Below are 23,585 nucleotides of genomic sequence, written 5' to 3'. Positions count from 1 at the left end.
ATAGCAATCATTCCGAGATATTTACTAAAGCTTCGAAACTAGCTTCGCGTCGAACAATCTCAGCTTCTTAACGTAAATATCTCTCCATGATTGCTTAAATTCTAAAGCACATCCAGATATTCTCTCCATATTATTTATAAGTTTTATTATTTAAGCTTATGATACAGTCTTTTTTTAAAAGATAGAGATATGAAATAATTAAAATGAGGAGAAAATTAGTATGAGATTTATATCAGAAAGAATAAGAAAGACTTATGAAGAAATAGGAAGATATGTTTATTCTAATACTTTAAACATAGATAATTATAAATTTATAGCAGGAAAGTATGATAATATAGATGAAATAAAAAATGCACCTGAAGAAGGATGGATAGATTTTAAAACAGGGGATCTTTGGGGAGAGGAAAGCCATGGATGGTTTAAAACTTCTGTTAAGGTTCCAGAGGAATTTGCAGGACAAACTATTGCTTTAAGTTTTCATACTTTTTTAGGAGATTGGGATAATACTACAAATCCACAGTTTATCCTTTATGTAAATGGAGAACATATTCAAGGGTTAGATGTAAATCATCAGGAAACAATATTAACTCATAATGCTGTGGCAGGAGAAGTTTATAATATAGACTTGCATGCACATATAGGAAGAATTGAGGGCAAAAAATCAACTTTACATGGTAAGCTAGTAACAATAGATGAAGAAGCTAGAAAATTATACTTTAATTTAAGTGTTCCTCATATAGTAGCAATTAAATTACATGAGGAAGATAAGAGAAGAATAGATATGTTAACTGTGTTAAATGACACAATAAACTTAATTGATTTAAGAAGACCATTTACTAAAGAGTACAATGAAAGTTTAAAAATTGCTAATAAATATATAGAAGAAAATTTCTATGATAAAATGTGTGGACATGAAGATATGGTAGCTACTTGTGTTGGTCATACTCATATAGATGTGGCTTGGCTTTGGACTGTAGCTCAAACAAGAGAAAAGGTTGCAAGAAGTTTCTCAACGGTATTAAAGCTTATGGAGGAATATCCAGAATACATATTCATGTCTTCTCAACCTCAGCTTTATAAATTCTTAAAAGAAGATCATCCAAAGGTTTATGAGAAAGTTAAAGAAAAAGTAAGAGAAGGGGTTTGGGAACCAGAAGGAGCAATGTGGCTTGAAGCTGATTGTAATGTAACTTCAGGAGAATCCTTAATAAGACAAATATTACATGGAAAAAGATTCTTTAAAGAAGAATTTAATGTGGATAATGAAATTCTTTGGCTTCCAGATGTTTTTGGATATTCAGCAGCACTTCCTCAAATATTAAAAAAATCTGATGTTAATTATTTTATGACAACTAAGATTTCATGGAATCAAATTAATAAAATGCCTTATGATACTTTTATGTGGAAAGGAATAGATGGAACAGAAATATTAACTCATTTTATAACTACAACTTACCCAGATCAAGATCCATTTAAGGAAACTATGACAACATACTGTGGAAATATTCATCCAGGTTCAATAATGGGAGCATGGAATAGATATCAGCAAAAAAATATAAATAATGATGTTTTAGTTGCCTTTGGATTTGGAGATGGTGGCGGTGGTGCTACTTATGAAATGCTTGAAAATGGAAAGAGACTTTCTAAGGGAATACCAGGAGCACCTAAGGTTAAAATAGGTAAGGCTAAGGATTACTTTAAGAAATTAGAGGAAACTGTAAAAGATAATAATAAACTTCCAAAGTGGGTTGGAGAATTATATCTTGAATATCATAGAGGAACTTATACTTCAATGGGAAGAAATAAGAGAGATAATAGAGTATGTGAAAATCTATATACTTCAGCAGAGAAATTTAACTCAATGGCTATGTTGTTAGGAAAAAACTATCCTTTAGCTGATTTAAATGCTGCTTGGGAAACAATACTTTTAAATCAATTCCATGATATTTTACCAGGTTCATCAATTAAAGAGGTTTATGATGTAACTAAGGAAGAATATAAAGATTTAATTGAAAAAGGAAATAACTTTGTAGGTTCAGCTTTAGATAATATAACATCAGAAATAAACTTAAAGGAAAGAAGTGTTATTGTATTTAACTCTCTAGGATTTGAAAGAGATGATATAGCTACTTTTGATGTTCCAGAAGATATAGAAAATCCATCTGTATTAGATGGAGAGGAAGAAATTATTTGTCAAAGAATAGATGATGGGGAAAAAGCAATTTTCTTTGCTAAAGGAATACCTGCAAATGGATATAAGAGCTTTAAAATAATAGAATCTACCAATAAAGAAGTAGAGAATGTATCTCTAAGTGAAAAAGAAGCTGAAAATGACTTCTTAAGAATTAAATTCAATGAAGAAGGAAATATAGTTTCATTATTTGATAAGAGAGCAGAAAGAGAAGTATTAAAAGAAGGAACTTTAGGAAATAGGATTCAAGCTTTTGAAGATAAGCCTATGGAATATAGCAACTGGGATATAGATATATACTACAAAGAAAAAATGTGGAATGTTGATGATGTTCAAAGCATTGAAGTTGTGGAAGAAGGCCCAGTAAGAAGCACATTAAGAATTGAAAGAAAATTCTTAGAGTCTACTATAGTTCAAAATATTTATGTTTATAAAGATTTAGATAGAATAGATTTTAATTCATATGTTGATTGGAAAGAACATGAAGTATTATTAAAAACTTCATTCCCAATAGATTTAAATGCTACAGAGGCTACTTATGAAATTCAGTATGGTAATGTTAAGAGACCAACTCATAGTAATACATCATGGGATGAAGCTAGATTTGAAGTTTGTGGACAAAAATGGGCTGACCTTTCAGAGGGAGACTTTGGGATATCCTTATTAAATAATTGTAAGTATGGTCATGATATACAAGATGGAGATATGAGACTTACTTTATTAAAATCAGGAACACATCCATGGACTGAAACAGATCAAGAGGAGCATTTCTTTACTTATTCTATTTATCCTCATATGGGTACATGGAAAGATGCTCATACAGTTCAAAAGGCTTATGAATTAAATCAACCTTTATATACAAAGGTTTGTGAAAAACATGAGGGAATATTAGAGGATACTTTAGGCTTAGTAAAAGTGAATAAAGATAATATAATGATTGAGGTTATTAAAAAAGCTGAAGATACAGATCATTTAATAATTAGAATGTATGAATTCTTTAATAGTAGAACTAAGGCTACTTTAGAATTCTCAAGGGAAATAGAAGAAGCCTTTGAATGTAACTTAATGGAGAGAAACTTAGAAGAAGCTAAATTTGAAGGGGAAAAAATAGAGTTTACTATAAATCCATTTGAAATAAAAACATTTAAGGTTAAATTAAAATAATAAAAAAAGAGGCTATATCAAATTGAAGTAAGTTCACTTTTGATATAGCCTTTTTCTATGTTTATTTTTATAGCTTAAAGCCTAAGTAAATTTCAAATACAGCGATTATAATAAAGTAAACCCCTATTATAAATGGTGTAGCTATTAAGAATGAAATTGGTTCAAATAATATTAATAATCCTAATATTATTAATAATATAGAGTAAAGTGTTGTGGCATTAAAACCAAAGCTTTTATAAGTAAACTCACCAACAAGTAAGAATATACCGTTAACTAATGCCCAAGAACCATAGAATATAACTAATACGTCAATACTTTCTAGTGGAACAAAACATAGCATTAAACCAAATAATACTGATATTATACCTGTAAAAATATATAAGCCTTTTCTTGAAGATTTAAAAGCTTTAATTATTGTAAATATACCTGAACCAATTATTAATATACCTGCTACTATTGTGAAATATAGTAATGAGTCCATTGGTTTAATAAAGAATAATATACCTACAATTGCCATTAGAATTCCTTCTAATATACAAAATATTTGTGCACTTTTTTCCATTTAAATCACTCCTTAATTTTTTAAAAAGTTTGTTATATAGAAATTTAAGAAATATTACTATAAGTAAATAATAACATTTGTTTAAAAAATGTTCATATTTTAAATTTAACATATATTTTTTTATTGGCATATAAATTTGATACTTTTCAATTGAAGCAATAAAAAAAGTAATAATATTTTTAATGAAAAGGTATTTATTAGAAAAAGTATGAAATGTTTTAGGGGAGATAATAAAGTATATAATTTCATTAAATTTATAAATAGAGAATGTCAAATAAATATAAAAAAACTCCACTATGAAAATGTTTAGATGGGCTATATAATAAACCTGTAAACGATATTAAGGGATTTGAAAAACAAAGGTTTAATAGGGAGGAAAACGTAATGTTAAAATTCAAAAAACTAATAGCTTTAACAGCTTGTGCAATGTTAACTACTTCAGTTGCATTAACTGGATGTGGAGCAGACAAAACAGCAAATGCTGGAGAGGGAGAAACAGTAAAACTTACTTGGTATACAATTGGACAAACACCAAAAGATTTAGACATGGTTCAAGAAAAAGCTAATGAATATTTAAAAGAAAAGATAAATGCTACTATTGATATGAAATTTATTGATTACGGTGATTACACTCAAAAAATGGGAGTTATAATAAATTCAGGAGAACCATATGACTTAGCATTTACTTGTTCATGGGCTAACCCATATTTAGAAAATGCTAGAAAAGGAGCTTTCTTAGAAATAGACGAATTATTAGAAACTAAAGGTAAAGAAATGAAGTCTGTTATAGATGAAAGATTCTGGGAAGGTGCTAAAATAGATGGTAAAACATATGCAGTTCCAAACCAAAAGGAAATAGGAGTTGCACCTATGTGGGTATTCACTAAGGAATATGTTGATAAATACAACATACCATATCAAGATATCCATACTTTAGAAGATTTAGAGCCATGGTTAAAAGTTATCCATGAAAATGAGCCAGATGTTACACCTTTATACATAACAAAAGGATTCTCAGCACCAGCTTACTTCGATCAATTAGTTGATCCAGTAGGAGTTGAGTATGGAGATGAAAGCTTAAAGATTAAAAATATGTTTGAAACAGATAAAATGAAGAGCGAATTAGAAACTTTACAAAAGTACTATGATGCTGGATATATAAATGCTGACTCAGCTACAGCTAAGGATGATAAAGCAGTTAAGAGATTTGTAACTAAAGCTGATGGACAACCTTATGCTGATGGATTATGGTCAAAGGATTTAGGATATGAGGTAGTTTCATCACCAATAATGGATACTCATATTACTAATGGTTCAACTACAGGATCAATGATAGCTATTTCTAAAACTTCAGAGCATCCAGAAAAAGCTATGGAATTCTTAAACTTATTAAACACTGACGTATATTTAAGAAACTTACTTAACTATGGTATAGAAGGAACTCACTATGAAAAAACTAGTGATACTCAAATAAAATTAACTGATAAAGCTAAAGACTACTCAGTTGGATACTATACTTTAGGTAACTTATTTATAACTTATACTTTAGATAACGAACCAGTTGATAAGTGGAAAGAATTCGAAGCATTTAATGATGCATCAGTTGAATCACCTGCTCTAGGATTCAAATTTAACACTGAAAAAGTAAGTAACCAAATAGCTGCTATAAACAACGTTCTTGAAGAGTTCAAGGCAACTATATACAGTGGATCAGTTAACGAAGCTGAATATTTAGACAAAATGAACAAGAAATTAAAAGAAGTTGGAATAGATGAAGTAATTTCAGAAATGCAAAGCCAAATAGATGCATGGAAAGCTGAAAATGGAAAATAATATAATTTAAAAATAAGTGTAAACTCTATGCCAAGCATAGAGTTTACTTTTATAAAAATATAAATAAAACTTATGAAAGTATTCTTACATAATCTAAGGAGTAGATTATAAATATATGTATAGCGGGGGATGATTTTTCTATGAAGAAATATGTTGTTGTTGATATTGGAGGAACGAGTATAAAACATGCTTTGATGACTGAAAGTGGAGATATTTTAGAAAATGGAAGCATGAAAACTGAAGGGGATAATATAGATATTTTTATTGAATCCATAGGAAAAGTTGTTGATTCATATAAAGAAAAAAATGAGGTTTTTGGATTAGCATGTAGTTCGCCAGGTGCTGTAGATGTTAAAACAGGATTTATAGGGGGAGGAAGTGCCATTCCTTGCATACATGGTCCAAATATAAAAGAGCTTTTAGAAAAAAGATGTGGTTTAGAGGTTTCTATAGAAAATGATGCAAATTGCGCTGGATTAGCGGAAGGATGGCTTGGATCAGCTAAAGGATTAGAAAATTATGCATGTATTGTAATTGGCACAGGAATAGGTGGATGCATAGTTATAAATGGAAGAATTTTAAGAGGAAAGCATCTTCATGGGGGAGAATTTGGTTATATGTTTACTAGAGATAGTGAAGGATTAACAGATAGAATTTGGAGTGAAGTTTCTTCTACCAATGCTTTAGTTACAAGGGTATCTAAATTAAAAGGAATAGAAAAATCAGAACTTGATGGAAAGAAAGTTTTTGAAATGGCTGAAAATGGAGACGAGGAAGTTAATAAGGAAATAGAATTATGGTATATGGACCTTGCAAGGGGAATATACAATATTCAATATATAGTTGACCCAGAAAAAATTGTTATTGGGGGAGCTATAAGTGCTAGGGATGGATTTGATAAGAAAATAAATGAAAAACTTGCTTTACTAAAAAGTGATATAGCAACTTTAGATATAAGTGTTGAAAAATGCAAATTTCAAAATGATTCAAATTTAATAGGAGCATTATATAACTTTCTTTTTGTTAGAAAATAAATCTTATTATTTAAAGAAAAATTATATAGATAAAAAGGGGAGAATATTATGACGCAATTAAATTACAGAGAGAATTTAAATATGAAGTTTAAAGCTTATAATGGGGGATTGAGAGTTTTTAAAAATTATGAGATTAATCATAATAATATAGATATTTATTTTTCAAATATGAAAATAACTCTTACTATATTTGAAAATGATATAGTTAAAGTTTTTATTGGAGACAAATACGAGGAAAGCATTTCAACTAATGGTGTAGTAGATAATTTAGGAAAAGGTGAATTTATAGTAGAAGAGGATTCAAACTTTGTAATTGTAAAGGGCACTAAAGTTTTAACCTTTGTAGATAAAAATACTACAGAGATAAGTTTTAGAGACTTAGAAGGAAATATAATAAATGAAGATTTTCAGCCAAGCTTTAAGGATGAAGAAGGAAATGTGTACATATCAAAGGTAAATGATTGTTTAGCATATTATGGACTTGGAGAAAAGGGTGGAGATTTAAATAAAAAAGGATGTTATACAGAAAACTTTAATACTGATGATCCAGAGACTGATGATGATTCCATAACTTATTATAAGACAATTCCTTTTTATGTTGCCTTAAAAGAAGAAGCTACCTATGGAATATTCTTTGATAATAGTTTTAGAAGTTATTTTGACATGGGAAAGGAAATGGGAGATAGGATTTTCTTTGGAGCCATAGGAGGACAAATTCAATATTACTTTATTCCAGGAGAAAATATTAAAGAGGTAGTTAAGAATTATACTGCTTTAACAGGGAGAATGGAGATACCACCTCTTTGGAGCTTAGGGTATCAACAATGTAGATTTAGTTATTTTAGCCAAGAGGAAGTAAGAGAATTAGTAAAAACCTTTGAAGAAAAAGATATTCCCTTAGATGTAGTTTATTTAGATATAGATTACATGGATGGATTTAGAGTTATGACTTTTAAAACTCCTAATTTTGATGATGCAGCTGGTCTTATTAGTGATTTAAAAGAAAAGGGAATAAGAACTATTACTATTATTGACCCTGGTGTTAATGTAGATGAAGAGTATGATGTATTTAAAAGAGGTAAAGAAGGAAATCATTTTACTAAAAAGTTAGATGGAGAAATGTTTATTGGGGCAGTTTGGCCAGGTGATAGTGCTTTCCCTGACTTTTCAAATAAGGATTGTAGGGAATGGTGGAAAAGTGAACTTAAAAAATTCATAAGTGAACATGGCATGGATGGAATTTGGAATGATATGAATGAACCTTGTGTCTTTAATAATGATCATAAAACAATGTTAGAAACCTGTCTTCATAATAGTGATAATGGAGTTATAGAACATAAGGAGTTTCATAATAGATATGGCTTTGAAATGAGCAGATGTTCTAAGGAAGCGCAAGAAGAATTACATCCTAATGAAAGAGGATTTTCAATGACTAGAGCTACCTATGCTGGTGGACAAAGATATTCCTCAGTTTGGACTGGAGATAATATGAGCCTTTGGAGCCAAATGAGAATGTCAATATCAATGAATGCTAATTTAGGAATCAGTGGATTTTCCTTTGTTGGAAATGATGTTTCAGGTTTTGGATTAGATTCAAGTGAAGAATTATTTATAAGATGGATGGAAATGGGGCCATTTATTCCTATATTCAGAAATCACTCCAATATGTACACTAGAAGACAAGAACCATGGGCTTTTGGACCAAGAGCTGAAAAAATAGCAAAGAAATCTATTGAGTTAAGATATGAGTTACTTCCATATATTTATGATTTATATTATATATCACATAAAGAAGGACTTCCTATATTTAGACCTATGATAATGGAATACGAGAAAGATATGAATCTTTTAAATATGAGAGAACAATTTATGTTAGGTGAAAATATGCTTGTTGCACCAGTATTATATGAAGGGGAAAGAAGCAAAACTGTATATTTACCAAAGGGAAGTTGGTTTAATTATTTTACAATGGAGAAATTACAAGGAGGAAAGTGGTATAAGCTTCCTTGTGAATTAGATGAAATTTTAGTTTTTGTTAAAGAAGGCGCAATAATACCAACATATAATAAGAAATTTAGAAATGTTAAAGAAAGACCAAAGAATATACTTCTTAAGGTTTTTGGAGAGAATGCTAAGGGATTCCACTATAATGATGATGGACATACTATGGAATATTTAGAGGGAAAATATACTTATATGGACATAAAAGTTGTAGATGGAAAAGAAGAACTTAAGCTTATTAATAATGGATATAGTATAGAAGATATAGAAATTCAAATAATAAAATAATCTATAATAAATTATTTTTATATATACTCATGTTTATTTAGATAATAGGCATGAGTATTAATTTTTATTTTTTTGATAAAATTATTTTAATGTTAACATTTGAAATAAAAGTAAGTTATTGCAAGAAAATGGAAGTTGTGGAGAGTTAAATTTAGCAGATCTATCTTAATAAAGAAATTTCACTATATTGCTTTAATTTTAATAGGATGTTAAAATTAATGGGTAATATTTAACGTTAAAATAATTTATGACAAGTTTTCTATGAATTCTTTTAAAAATAGACAAGTATTTTTAAGAAAATTTATATGAAAGCTACTAAAATTTAATGATTAGGAGGGAAAAGTACATGGGTAATAGTAATGACGGAAAAAAACTTATGTGGTATAACCTTGGTTTAATGGCCTTTGTATCAGTTTGGGGCTTTGGTAACGTAGTAAATAACTTCGCAACTCAAGGGTTAACCGTAGTAACTTCATGGATATTAATAATAGCTTTATATTTCGTACCATATGCACTTATGGTTGGAGAATTAGGCTCAACTTTTAGAGATAGTAAAGGTGGAGTAAGTTCATGGATAGGTAAAACAATGGGACCTACATTAGCTTACTTAGCAGGTTGGACTTATTGGGTGGTACATGTGCCTTATTTAGCGCAAAAACCACAAGCAGTACTTGTTTCATTAGGATGGGCAGTATTCCAAGATGGAAGCACTATAAAAGGTATAGATTCTAAAATTATTCAATTAGTATGTTTAGTAGTATTTTTATTCTTTGTATGGATTGCTTCAAGAGGAGTAAATTCATTAGGGAAAATAGGTACAATAGCAGGAACAGCAATGTTTGTTATGTCTATTCTTTATATAATACTTATGTTAACAGCACCTGCTATTACAGGAACTTCTATAGCAAGTCCAAATATGACTTCTATAAAAACCTATATACCGAAATTTGATTTTGCCTATTTTACCACTATAGCTATGTTAGTATTCTCAGTTGGAGGAGCTGAAAAGATATCTCCATATGTTAATAACATGAAAGATTCTAAAAAAGGTTTCTCAAAAGGTATGATAGCCTTAGCTATAATGGTTGCAGTTACAGCACTTCTTGGATCAGTAGCAATGGGAATGATGTTTGATGCAAATAATGTTCCTGATGACTTAATGTTAAATGGTGCTTACTATGCATTCCAAAAGTTAGGTAACTATTATGGAATAGGAAATTCTTTATTAATATTATATGCATTAGCAAACTTTGCAGCTCAAGTTTCAGCATTAGTATTCTCAATAGATGCTCCATTAAAAGTTTTATTATCAGATACTGATGCAAGATATGTTCCAATAGCATTAACTAAGACTAATAAGAATGGGGCTCCAATAAACGGATATATAATGACTTCTATTTTAGTTGGAATATTAATAATAGTTCCAGCTTTAGGAATTGGAAACTTCAATGCTTTATTTACTTGGTTATTAAAATTAAATGCTGTTGTTATGCCAATGAGATATTTATGGGTATTCTTAGCTTACATAATGTTAAGAAAAGCTATAAAAGGAAAGTTCAAATCAGAGTACAAATTTGTTAAAAATGATAAATTTGCAATGTTAATAGGTACTTGGTGTTTTGTATTTACAGCATTTGCTTGTATCTTAGGTATGTTCCCAACAGATGTTAAAGCATTCTCAGGAGAATGGATTTTCAGAGTAGGAATGAATATTGGTACACCTTTAGTATTAATAGGATTAGGTTTAATCTTACCTAAGATAGCTAAGAGAACTAACGGACAAGCATACGAGGATGCAGTAAGAGAAGCTACAGCAACAAAGTTAGAACTTAATTAGTAAAAAAAGGCACTCTATAGAGTGTCTTTTTTTTATACAATTATATAATTATATTTGGTGATTTTATTAGATTAATTATAATGACAAAATATATGAAATATGATAATATGATAATTACAATATATTTTGATAATCAAACAAAATATTGTCAGAGATTAAAAAGAATAGATAAAGGGCTAAAGAAAATATGAGCCTTTAAAAATAATAAATGGAAAAGAAGAAGGGAGAGAAATCTTAATGATAGTAGAACCAAAGTTTAGAGGATTTATATGTACTACATCACATCCTACAGGTTGCAAAAAAAATGTTGAGAATCAAATAGAGTACGTAAAAGAAAATGGAAAGATAGAGGGAGCTAAAAGAGTACTTGTATTAGGGGCTTCCACTGGATATGGATTAGCAAGTGCTATTGTGGCTTCAGAAGCATGTGATGCGGAAGTTTTAGGTGTTTCATTTGAGAGAGAGGCAAAAGGGAAAAGAACAGCTTCAGCAGGTTGGTATAACATAGAATCATTAAAGAAATTTTCAGAAGGTGAAGGAAAGAAATTCATATCAGTAAATGGAGATGCTTTTTCTAATGAGGTTAAAAGTGAAGTTATAGACTTAATAAAAGAAAATATGGGAAAAGTAGATTTAGTTATATATTCCTTAGCAGCTCCAAAGAGAAAGGATCCTGTTTCAGGAGAAGTTTATAGTTCTTGTTTAAAAACTGTAGGAGCTCCATTTACTAGTAAAACTTTAGATTTCCACACAGGAGAAATACAGGATATTACTATTAATCCAGCTACAGAGGAGGAAATAGAAGGTACTAGAAAAGTAATGGGTGGAGAAGACTGGATGCTATGGATTGAAGCATTAAAAGAAGCTGATGTTTTAGAAAAGGGCGTTAAAACAATAGCTTATTCATATATTGGACCAGAAGTTACCTATCCAATATATAGAGAAGGAACTATAGGAAGAGCTAAAAATGATTTAGAAAAAACTGCAGGAGAGATAAATAAGGTTTTAAAATCATTAGATGGAGAAGGATATATATCTGTAAATAAAGCTTTAGTAACGCAAGCTAGCTCAGCTATTCCAATAGTATCTTTATATATTTCAATTCTTTATAAGGTTATGAAAGAAAAAGGTACTCATGAGGGTTGTATTGAGCAAATATACAGAATGTTTAAAGAGCTTTACGAAGGAAAATTAAATTTAGACTCAGAAAATAGAATTAGAATAGATGATTTAGAGATGGCTGAGGATGTACAAAAGGCTATTGAGGAAATATGGCCACAAATAACTAGTGAGAATGTTTTTGAATTAAGTGATGCAGAAGATTTTAAAAAGGAATTCTTCAAGTTATTTGGATTTGGTTTAGAGGGAGTAGATTACTCAGAGGATGTTGATATAACAACAGTTTAATACAAAAATATTATTTAAATAATTTTAAAAAATATGAAAAGGTCATACTTTAGTTAATTTACTAGAGTAAGGCCTTTTATATTTTATTTAAAGTTAATTTATTTAAGAATTTATAGTTGCTTTTTGTATGGCAATGTATTTTTATATTTTGAATAAAACTTAATTGTATCTAAAAAATAATAAATAGTGATAATATAATGATTATTATTCCTGCAATTAAGTTACTGTTTTTTGAAATATTTTTACTTTTTATTGTTTTTGATAAATAGAAGCCTAAAGAGATAAATATCAATGAAATAATAAAGGTTGATATTGTTGTAAAGGCAATATTAAGTCCAGAGATGCTAGCACCTATTCCTAAACCAAAGTTGTTTAAAGCTAGGGCCAAGGATAAGGCTAGGGATTCTTTAAAATCAATATTACCAGATTTATCTTTATCTGCAACTTCTGGGTTTTCTAATATAAAGGTGGGAGAGGAATTATTCTCACTATTATGTGAGGTTAGGATTTTTTTCTCTTTGAAATAAGAATATATAGAATAAAAACCTAATAAAAGAAGAACTAAACCACCTATAATATCTCCTAATTTAACAGGAATTAAATCCACTAAAAATTTTCCAAGTATCATTGAAATAAAAGTTCCTAAAGCAGATATGGATGCTATGACAAGGGTACTTGAAAAATTTATTTTTATGTCTTTTAAACCATATGCTAAAGAAACAACAAGTATATCTAAACTTGCAGCAATTACAAAAAGAAGTATACTTAAAAAGCTCACTTTTTCTGCCTCCAAAATTTTACTGTTAATTCCAATATATTTTATTAATATATAAATTGTGACAATTTTGGAGGGAGAGTAAGCTTAAGACTGAGAAATATAATAAGATAATTCCTTAGGTGGAAACTCTAATTTTTTTACTAACTTTGTTAAATAAACTTTAGCTTTTTCAAATTCTTTTTCATTAATTAGCTTTTTAAAATATAGGCTTTCCCTATTACTTATATGATCTTTTAAAATATTAAAAGCTAGTTCTAAAGAGTATTTAAATCCTATAATATCCTTAGGAGATAGTAATAATTTATCTAAATAATTATAAAATTCTATTAAACCTTTAGAAAAGGAGTTAAGCTTTTTCTGAAAGTCTTTATCATGTTGAAGCAAAAGTAATTTATAATTTTCTATCTCTTCCCTATAAGCTTTAGAGTTTAATGTTTTATTTATTTCTTTTAAGGCGTTTATACACTTAATTGCAGAAATATCCTTATCCTTAACCTCTAACATTATGTCAGGAGAAAACTCTTTAACCTCCTCATAATATTCTAAAAAACTATTTATAGAAATTGAAGGAGAGTGGGACCCTTTCTTTTTAAAAATATCCTGCTCACTATAATGTACTTTCATATTTCCATCTAACTCTTTATTCCATGTTTTAATAACAAGTGAGTAAATTTCTTTTAAACTATAAGAATTATCCCCATAGCATATATTATGTAAATTATCAAATATAACAGGAATATTTATTTTACTAGAAATATCTAATACATCATCTAGAGAAAAATTTCTTTCATCATTTTCTATGACTAATCGCTTTTTAGAAGAATCTGAAAGCTTTTTAAATCCCTTTAAAAAGTTTTCCTTTGCTAATTTTTTATCTCCATATACCCCTCCTATATGAAGTATTATTTTATTTTTATAATCTACATTTAAGGAGTCTAAAAACTCACAGTGATACTCAATATCCTTTATAGATTTGAATAATACATCCTCCTTAGGGGTGTTTATTACTGTATATTGACCAGGATGCATAGAAACTCTAATTTTATTATTCTTAATAAAAGTTCCTATGTCTTCTAACTTATCTTTAAATTCTTTTTGCCAGCTTATATTATTTATTTCATGGGAACCTAAGGGGATAATGTCTGAGCCTATTCTAAATAAGTAAATATTATTTTTAATATTCCATTCTAATATTTTTTGTAAATCATCTAAATTTTGCTTTGTAATAGAAAGGGATTTATCCTTAGAAAAATCCTTTAGTAATATTCTGCGATTTGTTCTAGCATTTGTAGTTATTGGAGTACAAGCATATCCTATTTTCATATATAATCAATCCTTTTCAAAATATTAATTATATATTTTGCATTTAAATAAAAAAATAAAACAAAAAGTTTTAGAAACGTATTAACTTTTAAGTATTACTTTAATAATTAAATATAAAGAATTATTATAATATAGATAGTAAAATTATTCTAAATTAACAAAATATAAAACTACAGTAATCATTGCTTTTATTTATAAATTAATAAATTTGTAATAATTCATAAGGGGGTTATATGGCAAAATTATATTATGAAAAAAGATATATTTAGATTTAAGGATATATAAGAAGTTTGTAAATTTGGTTTATTGTAATTAAATATATAAATTTAAATTAAATCTAAAGGACAGTGATGTTAATGTAACTATAGGGTATATGAAAATCTTTGTAAAAGGTTTAAAAGATGGGGTGAAGTTTTAGACTTAGATTAATACACTGAAGAACATGACGATTATATGGTTAGTAAAACACTATTAATTAAATGCTAATAAGAAAGAAATTTAAAAATTTCTTAGGAAAATTCAAGAGGAACCTTTATTGAATAATGGTTGTTTACAATAAAAAGATTATTTCAAAAAAATATGGAACTGAATTTTTAGAGGTTTAAAACATATAAAATAGATGAATAAATATTTTAAGTTTTGGTGCAATTGATTCATAAAATATATTTTGTTTTATGAATCAATTGCTATGAAAATTTTACGATGATATTTATTCTAAATTGATGATTTTATTCCATTTATCATGTTTTTTTGATAATTTATTAAAAAATAACAAAAAAATATATTTTACAAAATATATAAACAACTGTTATAATGTCAGAGGTTAATTTAAATTATAGGAGTGGAATTTATGGAAAAGTATATATTTTGGGTAACAGCTATTTTTCAAATAGGCGTATTTGCTCTAATGCTATACTATTTATTCATAGCGTTATTTGGATTCTATAAGAAAAAAGATACAAAGACTTTTGAGCCTCAAAAGAAATTTGCAATGCTTGTAGCAGCCCATAATGAAGAAGTAGTTATAGAAAATCTAGTTGAAAGTTTAAAACATTTAGATTATCCAAAAGAATTATATGATATATTTGTTATTGCAGATAACTGTACTGATAATACTGCTAAGATTGCAAGAGCAGCAGGGGCAAATGTATTTGAAAGATTTAATAAAGAGAAGAGAGGTAAGGGTTTCGCATTAGAATGGATGTTTGATAAAATATTCAAAATGGATACTCATTACGATGGAATAGCAGTTTTTGATGCCGATAACTTAGTTGATAAGAATTTCTTAAAAGAAATGAACAATAAAATGTGTGAAGGATTTAAAGTTGTTCAAGGATATATAGATTCTAAGAATCCACAGGATTCATGGATAACAGAATCTTATGCCATAGCATTTACATCAGCTAATAGAATGCTTCAATTAGCTAAGAGTAATATAGGTTTATCAGCTCAAATAGGTGGAACAGGATTCGTTATAGATACTGCAACTCTTAAAAAGTTAGGATGGGGAGCTACTTGCTTAACAGAAGACTTAGAGTTTAGTTGTAAGCTTATATTAAATGGAGAAAAAGTAGGTTGGGCACATGATGCCATAATATATGATGAAAAACCATTAACTTTAAAAGCTTCATGGAACCAAAGAAAGAGATGGATGCAAGGATTTGCAGATGTTGCTACTAGATATGGAATGAAACTTTTAAAGAAATCTATAAAAGATAGAAGCTTAGTTGCTTTTGACTGTACTTTATATGTAATGCAACCATTTGTTACTTTAGCAACTGGATTAGCTGGTTTATTAACTTTCGTACAAATAAGAGCAGTAGATGGTCTTGGAATATTCGTTATAAGTTATTTATTTAATGCCACAGTATGGCAATTATTCTGTGTATTCCAATTCTTATTAACACCATTTGCTTTATTGTTTGATAAAAAGATGAGCGGAAAGTTATTCGTAGTTTTAGGACTATATGCATGTAACGTATTTATACAACCATACCTAATAAATCAATTAGGTATATTAGACAATATAATGTTATTAACATTATTCAATGTGGCTTATATAGGAATATTCTTAATAGGAACATTATTATTCCTAGGAAAGAGAAATTTCCAAATATTCTATAGATATTTAATTTATCCATTATACATATTAACTTGGATACCAATAACAATCCAAGGTATAATCGATAAAGATAAAAAAGAATGGTCACATACTAAACACGTTAGACAAATCGGAATATACGAAGTTTAATTATTATAAGACATCCATTAATGGATGTCTTATATTTTTGCTGTAAAAATGATTACGGGAGTATAAAGTTGACAATATTATTAGAAGATATTTATTTAAATAAGGTAAGTTTTTGTATTTTAAAATCTTTTGATATAATTAATAATCGTGAAGTACTATAAAGATATGTTCGACGGGAACAAATGTTTGACAATGTATTTTTAAAGAATTATACTATTTTAGTAAATTGAAAGGATGATATATAAATGTTTGGATTAATAAGTTATGAGGAGATATATGGACATGAGGACGAGTATATCTTTATAGATGTTAGAAGCCAAAAGGAAGCCTTTGAAGAGCCTATGATAGGGTCTGTAAATATTCCAGTGCTTTTAAATGAAGAGAGAGATGTAGTCGGAACTTTATATGTTAGAGAAAGTGCAGAGGCTGCAAAAGAGCAAGGAATAGAATTCATCTCTAGAAGATTGCCTGAAATATTTAAACAAGTTCAAGAGCTTTATAGAAATAAGCATGGTAAAAAACTTGTTATTTTTTGTGCAAGAGGTGGAATGAGAAGTGGAAGTCTACATTCATTACTAAATAGTTTAGGAATAAATTGTTATAAATTAGAAGGCGGATATAAAGCATATAGAAGTTTTATAATAAATAAAATAGAAGAATTCTCAAAGGAAATTGATTTTATAGTATTATACGGAAATACTGGTGTAGGAAAAACAGAAATGCTATATAAATTAGAAGAAAAGGGATATGATGTTTTAGACTTAGAAGGATGCGCAAATCATAGAGGTTCAATTCTTGGAGGAGTTGGATTAGGTGATTGCAATACTCAAAAGAGATTTGATGCATTAGTTTATGATAAACTTAGACATAGAAATTCTAACATTGTATTTATTGAAGGAGAAAGTAAAAGAATAGGAAGAATTCTAATACCTGATCCTTTATTTGAAAAGATGTATGAAGGTGCAAAACTTAAAATAAGTGCAGATCCAGAGATTAGAGCAGAGAGATTAGTTAAGGAATATACTGCCTTTGAAAATGTAAATGAACAATTAGATGAAGCTTTAGGAGTTCTTAAAAAGCATATAAGTCAAGAAAGAGTGGAACAATATAAAGACTTAGTAGCCAAAGGTGACTATAAGAAAGTAGCCTTAGAACTTATGGAAAAATATTATGATCCTAGATATGGAACAAGTGCAAAGAAAAAAACATTTAGAAATGAATTAGAGATAAATGACATAGAAAATGAATTATTTAAATTAGAGGAAATATATAAAGAGATTTCAGAGGAATTAAGGGAGGATGTATATGAGCAATAAAAATAACAATTATGATGTTACCTCTTTAACTTCTTTAGAAAAGTTAGAACCAGTAAGAGTAAGACCAGGAATGTACATAGGTTCTACAGGAAGCAAGGGACTTCATCATTGTATATGGGAAATATTAGATAACTCTATAGACGAAATATCAAATGGATATGGAAATAAGGCTAAGGTTATTTTAAATAAAGATAAAAGTGTAACTGTAATAGATAATGGAAGAGGAATTCCTACGGGAATGCATCCAATAAAGAAAAAAACTGGTGTTGAAATGGTATTTACAGAGCTTCACACTGGTGGTAAGTTTAATAACCAAAACTATAAGACTTCTGGAGGACTTCATGGTGTTGGAGCAGCCGTTGTTAATGCCTTATCAAGATGGCTAGAAGTTGAAGTAAAACAAAATGGAAAAATATATAGACAAAGATTTGAATATGCTTATGACAAAGAGCTTAAAAAAGATATGCCAGGAACACCAGTAACTCCATTAGAAGTAGTAGGAGAATCTAAGGAAACTGGAACAAAGGTTACTTTTTTACCAGATAGAGAAGTATTTTCAACATCAGATTTTAAATTTGACATAATAGATGAAAGATTACAAGAATTAGCTTTCCAAAATAAAGGAATAAGATTAGAACTTATTGATAATAGAAAAGAAGAAAGCGTAAGTAAAGAATATTACTCTGAAAGAGGACTTTTAGACTTTATAGATTATTTAAATGAAAGTAAAACCCCTCTGCATCCAACTCCTGTTTTATTTGAAGGAGAAAAAGAAGTAAATAACATACAAATGTATGGAGAGATATGTCTTCAATTTACTGATTCAACAACAGAGAATATAGTTAGTTACGTAAATAATATTCCTACTACAGAAGCTGGTACTCATGAGACTGGTTTTAAAACAGGAATGACTCGTGCTTTTAAAGAATGGGCTAAAAAGCTTAACCTTATAAAAGAAAAAGATAAGGAATTTGAAGGTGATGATTTAAGAGAAGGTATGACAGCTATTGTCAGAATAAAAATCACAAATCCAGTCTTTGAAGGTCAAACAAAAACTAAGCTTGGAAATAATGAAGCTTACACAATGATGAATGATTTAGCTTACACTAAGTTTGGTCATTGGATAGAGGATAATAAAGAAGTTGCAACTATGATTATAAATAATGCCTTAGATGCAGCTGCTAGAAGAGAAAAAATTAAAAAGATTAATGATGCAGAGAGAAAGAAAATAGGAAAAGGAACAGCACCTTTAGCAGGAAAGGTTGCAGTATGCACATTAAAAAATAAAGAAGCTAATGAATTCATAGTAGTTGAGGGAGATTCAGCAGGTGGATCAGCTAAGCAAGCTAGAGATAGAAGATTCCAAACAATAATGCCTTCAAAAGGTAAAATAATGAATACAGAAAAACAAAAGTTAGAAAATGTTATAGCTTCTGAGGAATTAAAAATCTTTAACACTGCCATAGGTACAGGAATTTTAGATAATTATAATGAAGAAGATTTAAAATATGACAAAATAATAATAATGAGTGATGCTGACGTAGATGGATATCATATAAGAACTCTTTGGATGACATATATCTATAGATACATGAGACCTCTTATAGCTAATGGTCATCTTTATTTAGCACAACCACCTCTTTATAAAGTTGCTAAATCAGGTAAGGGTAAAGATAAGATTCTTTATGCTTATAGTGATGACGAATTAGAAGAAGTTAAAAAGAAGGTAGGAAAGGGAGCAACTATTCAAAGATTTAAAGGACTTGGAGAAATGAATCCAGACCAATTATGGGAGACAACTTTAAATCCAGAAACAAGAACTTTAGTACAAGTTACTATAGAAGATGCCGCTAAGGCTGAAAAAATGGTTTCTTTATTAATGGGTGATGTTGTTCAGCCTAGAAAGAACTATATGTATAAGTATGCTGAGTTCTAAAGGAGGAGATTAAATGGCTAAGAAGAATATTGAAATACCTAAGGATAATAATATTATTAGAATGCCTCTTGAAGAGGTTATGCCTGATAACTATTTACCTTATGCAGTAGAAGTTGCTAAGGATAGAGCACTTCCAGATGTAAGAGATGGATTAAAGCCTGTACACAGAAGAATTTTATATGGTGCATATATGTTAAAGGCTTTTCCAGATAAACCTTATTACAAATCAGCTAGAATAGTAGGGGATATACTAGGTAAATATCACCCACATGGAGATAGTTCAGTTTATGATGCCATGGTAATTCTAGCTCAAAATTTTAGTACAAGAGCTCCCCTTATTGATGGACACGGAAACTGGGGAAGTATAGATGGAGATGGAGCAGCGGCTATGAGATATACAGAGGCTAGACTTTCTAGTATATCTATGGAGATGCTTAGAGATATAGAAAAAAATGTAGTAGATATGGTTCCAAACTACTCAGATTCTGAAATGGAACCTAAGGTATTACCAGCTAGATATCCAAACCTTTTAGTAAATGGTACTTTTGGTATAGCAGTTGGACTTTCAACTAATATACCACCACATAATTTAAGAGAAGTTATAGATGGTACTTTAGCTTATATAGATAATAATGAAATTACTACTAGAGAATTAATGAATTATATAAAAGGGCCAGATCTTCCAACAGGAGGAGTTTTAATTGGTGAGAAAACTCTATTATCTGCTTATGAAACAGGTGAAGGAAAAGTAACTTTAAGAGCTAAGGCTAAAATTGAAACTTTAGAAAATGGAAGACTTGGAATAGTAATAACTGAATTCCCTTATAGAAGAAATAAGGCTAGAATACTTCAAACAATATCAGATATGACTGGTGACAAGAGACATGCTAAAGCTTTAGATGGAATAGTGGATATTAGGGATGAGTCAGATAGAACTGGTATAAGAGCCGTAATAGAATTTAAGAAGGCTGTAGATCACGATATGGCTGATAAGGTTCTTAAGTATCTTTATAAGAAAACTGATCTTCAAGGTAACATAAGCTTTAATATGGTTGCCTTAGCAGATGGAAAGCCAGAGACTATGGGATTAAAAACAATAATATCTCATTATGTAAACCATCAAAAGGATGTTGTTACAAGAAGAACAAAAAGAGAGTTAGAAGTAGCAGAAAAGAGATTCCACATAGTTGAAGGTTTCATAAAGGCTATAGGAATAATGGATGAAGTTATAGCTACAATTAGAGCTTCAAAATCAAAGAAAGATGCTCATGAGAATTTAGTTTCAAAATTTGGATTTACTGACTTACAGGCAGAGGCAATTCTAGAATTAATGCTTTATAGATTAACTGGATTAGAGATAAAAGTATTCCAAAAAGAGCATAAAGAGTTATCAAAGAAAATAAAGGCACTTAGAAAAATTTTAGAAAATGAGTCAGTTCTTTTAGGTGTTATAAAAGATGAATTAAAAGAAGTGGCTGAAGTTTATGGTGATGAAAGAAGAACTGCCTTAATAGAAGATGAAAGCGAAGCTAAGATAGATTTAGAAGAGTTAATAGTAGCAGAAGATGTTATGGTTACTCTATCAAATGAAGGATTTATAAAGAAGCTTCCTCTTAAGACTTATAATCGTTCAAATGTTGATGAAAATGAAATTGAATATAGAGAAGGAGATTATTTAAAATTCCTTATTAAATCAAATACTAAGGATACCTTAGCTATATTCACTGATAAGGGAACTGTTTATCAAATAAAATGTAATTCTGTAGCAGATAAGAAATGGAAAGATAAAGGAGAAAGACTTGAGGATTTAATAAGAGGATTAAGTTTAGAAGATGAAAAAATTATTGCTCTTGAATCAATTGAGAATTTCCTTCCAAACAAATGCTTTAAGTTTATAACTGCTAATGGATTAATAAAGAAGACTACTTTAGATAAATTTGTTACTGCTTACTCAAAGCTGATGGCTATAAAGCTTAAGAATGATGATTTATTAGCAAGTGTATCTTTAATAGATTCACAGGATGAAGAAAGATTTGTTGAAATTGAAACAACTAATGGATTAAACTTTGTTGTTTCAGAACCAGAATTAGAGTTTACAGATAGAAATATACTAGGAGTTCAATTAGTACCATTAAAGAGTGGTAACCAAATTAAGAGTATAAGATTTGTAGATAACTATGAATATAAAGAATTCATCATAGGAATAAATAAAAAGGGAAATATAAAAACTTTCAGTAATATGAATAGCAATTCTTATGAAAAGGTAAAAGTTAATTCATTTAGAAACATAATTGCTTTCTCAAATAAAGGAAAGGTATTTAAATTCCCAGCATACTTACTTCAAAATACAGAAGAAAGTAATATTTCAGATTTAGTAGATGGATTTGAAAAGGATGAAATTATAATAAAAGTAGCACCTATAAATGAGTTTGGAAAAATAGGTGAAGATTTATTTGTTTACTTCTTCTCAAGAGAAGGATTAGTTAAAAAGACATCTTTAAGAGAGTTCTTAGGAGAATTTAATAATCAAATAGCTTATAAGTTTAAAACTCCAAAGGATGAATTAGTAAATGTAGATATAAATTTTGAAAATGCTACAGTAATCTTAGTAACTAAGAATGGTATGGGAATTAAATTTTTAGCTACAGCTATTAATCCAATGGGAAGAGTAGCTTCAGGGGTAACAGGAATAAGCTTAAAAGATGATAATAAGGTTATATTTGGTAAGGTTATACCACCATCTGAAGATATTGATGATAAAACTTTAGAGGCGTATAATGACTATAAAAAAGAATTAACTAGTAATTATGAAAAACTTATTTTAGAGTCTAAGCAAAAAGAAAAGGCTGAAGTCAATATTGAAGATATTAAACTACAAAATAGAGCAGGAAGAGGAAGTAGTTTAATGATTTTAGTATTGGAAGACTATATAAGGGACGTAATTATTAAGTAGGAGGTATGGTCATGAAAAAAGTATTAGTATTTTTAGCAGAAGGTTTTGAGACTATAGAAGCATTATCTGTTGTAGATGTTTGTAATAGGGCTAAGGTAACATGTCATGCATGTAGCCTTACAGAAAATAGAACTGTTAATAGTGCTCATGGAACAATGGTGCTTTGTGATAAATTAATATCAGATAATGATTTAGAAACTTATGATGCAATTGTACTTCCAGGTGGAATGCCAGGATCAACAAATCTTAGAGATAATGAGAAAGTACAATCATTAATAAAGAAATATAATAAAGAAAATAAAATTGTGGCTGCAATATGTGCAGCTCCAATAGCTTTAGCTAAGGCTGGAGTTATTGAAGGAAAGAAGGTTACAAGTTATCCAGGGTTTAAAGAGGAACTTGGAAATGTTAATTATGTAGAAGAGGACACAGTAGTTGTGGATGGAAACATAATAACTAGTAGAGGACCTGCAACTGCCTTAGTATTTGGATTAGAAATATTAAAAAAGTTAGGATATGAAAAAGAAGCAGAGGAAATAAGAGAGGGAATGCTTATTAACTTTTTCTTAGAAAAAGAAGGTAAGTAGAACTTTTATAATTTAAAGAGAGTTGTATCAAAATAACTTACAAATAAAATTTATAAACATATTTGGAAAATTACTTAGTTAATCTAAGAAGTTTATAGTAAATATTCCATTTATAAATTTTCTT

General features: G+C 29.0%; 14 protein-coding genes. 11 read left to right on the top strand and 3 right to left on the bottom strand.

Annotated elements, in window-relative coordinates; translation table 11 throughout:
• Positions 1-220 precede the first annotated feature (220 nt).
• Positions 221-3,355: an alpha-mannosidase gene (locus CPF_RS11385; RefSeq protein ID WP_011591046.1), complete on the top strand. Its 3,135-nt coding sequence runs from the start codon at positions 221-223 to the stop codon at positions 3,353-3,355.
• 67 nt (positions 3,356-3,422) lie between these two features.
• Here the strand turns inward: CPF_RS11385 and CPF_RS11380 are convergent, their stop codons facing one another.
• Complete coding sequence (locus CPF_RS11380; RefSeq protein ID WP_003454877.1) at positions 3,423-3,917, bottom strand: HdeD family acid-resistance protein; 495 nt, start codon at positions 3,915-3,917, stop codon at positions 3,423-3,425.
• 384 nt (positions 3,918-4,301) lie between these two features.
• Between CPF_RS11380 and CPF_RS11375 the strand changes: the two genes are divergently transcribed.
• The 5 genes from CPF_RS11375 (at position 4,302) to fabV (ending at position 12,317) form a co-directional block, all read left to right on the top strand.
• Positions 4,302-5,750: an ABC transporter substrate-binding protein gene (locus CPF_RS11375; protein WP_003454778.1), complete on the top strand. Its 1,449-nt coding sequence runs from the start codon at positions 4,302-4,304 to the stop codon at positions 5,748-5,750.
• Between the two features lie 140 nt (positions 5,751-5,890).
• Positions 5,891-6,784, top strand: coding sequence for an ROK family protein (locus tag CPF_RS11370; protein WP_011591045.1), 894 nt, complete (start codon positions 5,891-5,893; stop codon positions 6,782-6,784).
• 48 nt (positions 6,785-6,832) lie between these two features.
• Positions 6,833-9,073, top strand: coding sequence for a glycoside hydrolase family 31 protein (locus CPF_RS11365; protein WP_011591044.1), 2,241 nt, complete (start codon positions 6,833-6,835; stop codon positions 9,071-9,073).
• A gap of 346 nt (positions 9,074-9,419) precedes the next feature.
• The gene (locus CPF_RS11360) at positions 9,420-10,910 is read left to right on the top strand and encodes an amino acid permease (protein ID WP_003451678.1); all 1,491 of its coding nucleotides are present in this window, start codon (positions 9,420-9,422) and stop codon (positions 10,908-10,910) included.
• A 237-nt stretch (positions 10,911-11,147) separates the two neighbouring features.
• The gene (gene fabV / locus CPF_RS11355) at positions 11,148-12,317 is read left to right on the top strand and encodes an enoyl-ACP reductase FabV (protein WP_011591043.1); all 1,170 of its coding nucleotides are present in this window, start codon (positions 11,148-11,150) and stop codon (positions 12,315-12,317) included.
• A 169-nt stretch (positions 12,318-12,486) separates the two neighbouring features.
• On the opposite strand, the gene ytaF is transcribed toward fabV, so the two are convergent.
• Together ytaF and uvsE are read right to left on the bottom strand one after the other, a co-directional pair.
• Positions 12,487-13,095: a sporulation membrane protein YtaF gene (gene ytaF / locus CPF_RS11350; protein ID WP_003451397.1), complete on the bottom strand. Its 609-nt coding sequence runs from the start codon at positions 13,093-13,095 to the stop codon at positions 12,487-12,489.
• 84 nt (positions 13,096-13,179) lie between these two features.
• Entirely contained in the window at positions 13,180-14,418 is a 1,239-nt protein-coding gene (gene uvsE, locus CPF_RS11345; protein WP_011591042.1) for a UV DNA damage repair endonuclease UvsE, read from the bottom strand.
• An 850-nt stretch (positions 14,419-15,268) separates the two neighbouring features.
• On the opposite strand from uvsE, the gene CPF_RS11340 reads away from it, so the two are divergent.
• From CPF_RS11340 to CPF_RS11320, 5 genes are all read left to right on the top strand, one after another.
• Positions 15,269-16,669, top strand: a complete 1,401-nt coding sequence (locus tag CPF_RS11340) for a glycosyltransferase family 2 protein (RefSeq protein WP_003451106.1) — start codon at positions 15,269-15,271, stop codon at positions 16,667-16,669.
• Positions 16,670-16,914: 245 nt separating this feature from the next.
• Positions 16,915-17,985: a tRNA 2-selenouridine(34) synthase MnmH gene (gene mnmH / locus CPF_RS11335; RefSeq protein WP_003454987.1), complete on the top strand. Its 1,071-nt coding sequence runs from the start codon at positions 16,915-16,917 to the stop codon at positions 17,983-17,985.
• Positions 17,975-19,921: a DNA gyrase/topoisomerase IV subunit B gene (locus CPF_RS11330; RefSeq protein WP_003451434.1), complete on the top strand. Its 1,947-nt coding sequence runs from the start codon at positions 17,975-17,977 to the stop codon at positions 19,919-19,921. The genes mnmH and CPF_RS11330 overlap by 11 nt, the downstream gene beginning before the upstream one ends.
• 13 nt (positions 19,922-19,934) lie before the next feature.
• Positions 19,935-22,874 carry a DNA topoisomerase IV subunit A gene (locus CPF_RS11325; RefSeq protein WP_004457707.1) on the top strand — a complete coding sequence of 980 codons (2,940 nt, stop codon included), beginning with the start codon at positions 19,935-19,937 and terminating at the stop codon, positions 22,872-22,874.
• An 11-nt stretch (positions 22,875-22,885) separates the two neighbouring features.
• Positions 22,886-23,461, top strand: coding sequence for a DJ-1 family glyoxalase III (locus tag CPF_RS11320; protein ID WP_004457853.1), 576 nt, complete (start codon positions 22,886-22,888; stop codon positions 23,459-23,461).
• Positions 23,462-23,585 lie beyond the last annotated feature (124 nt).

The organism is Clostridium perfringens ATCC 13124, assembly GCF_000013285.1.
Taxonomy (GTDB): domain Bacteria; phylum Bacillota; class Clostridia; order Clostridiales; family Clostridiaceae; genus Sarcina; species Sarcina perfringens.
This window is presented reverse-complemented; position numbering and strand designations above follow the sequence as displayed.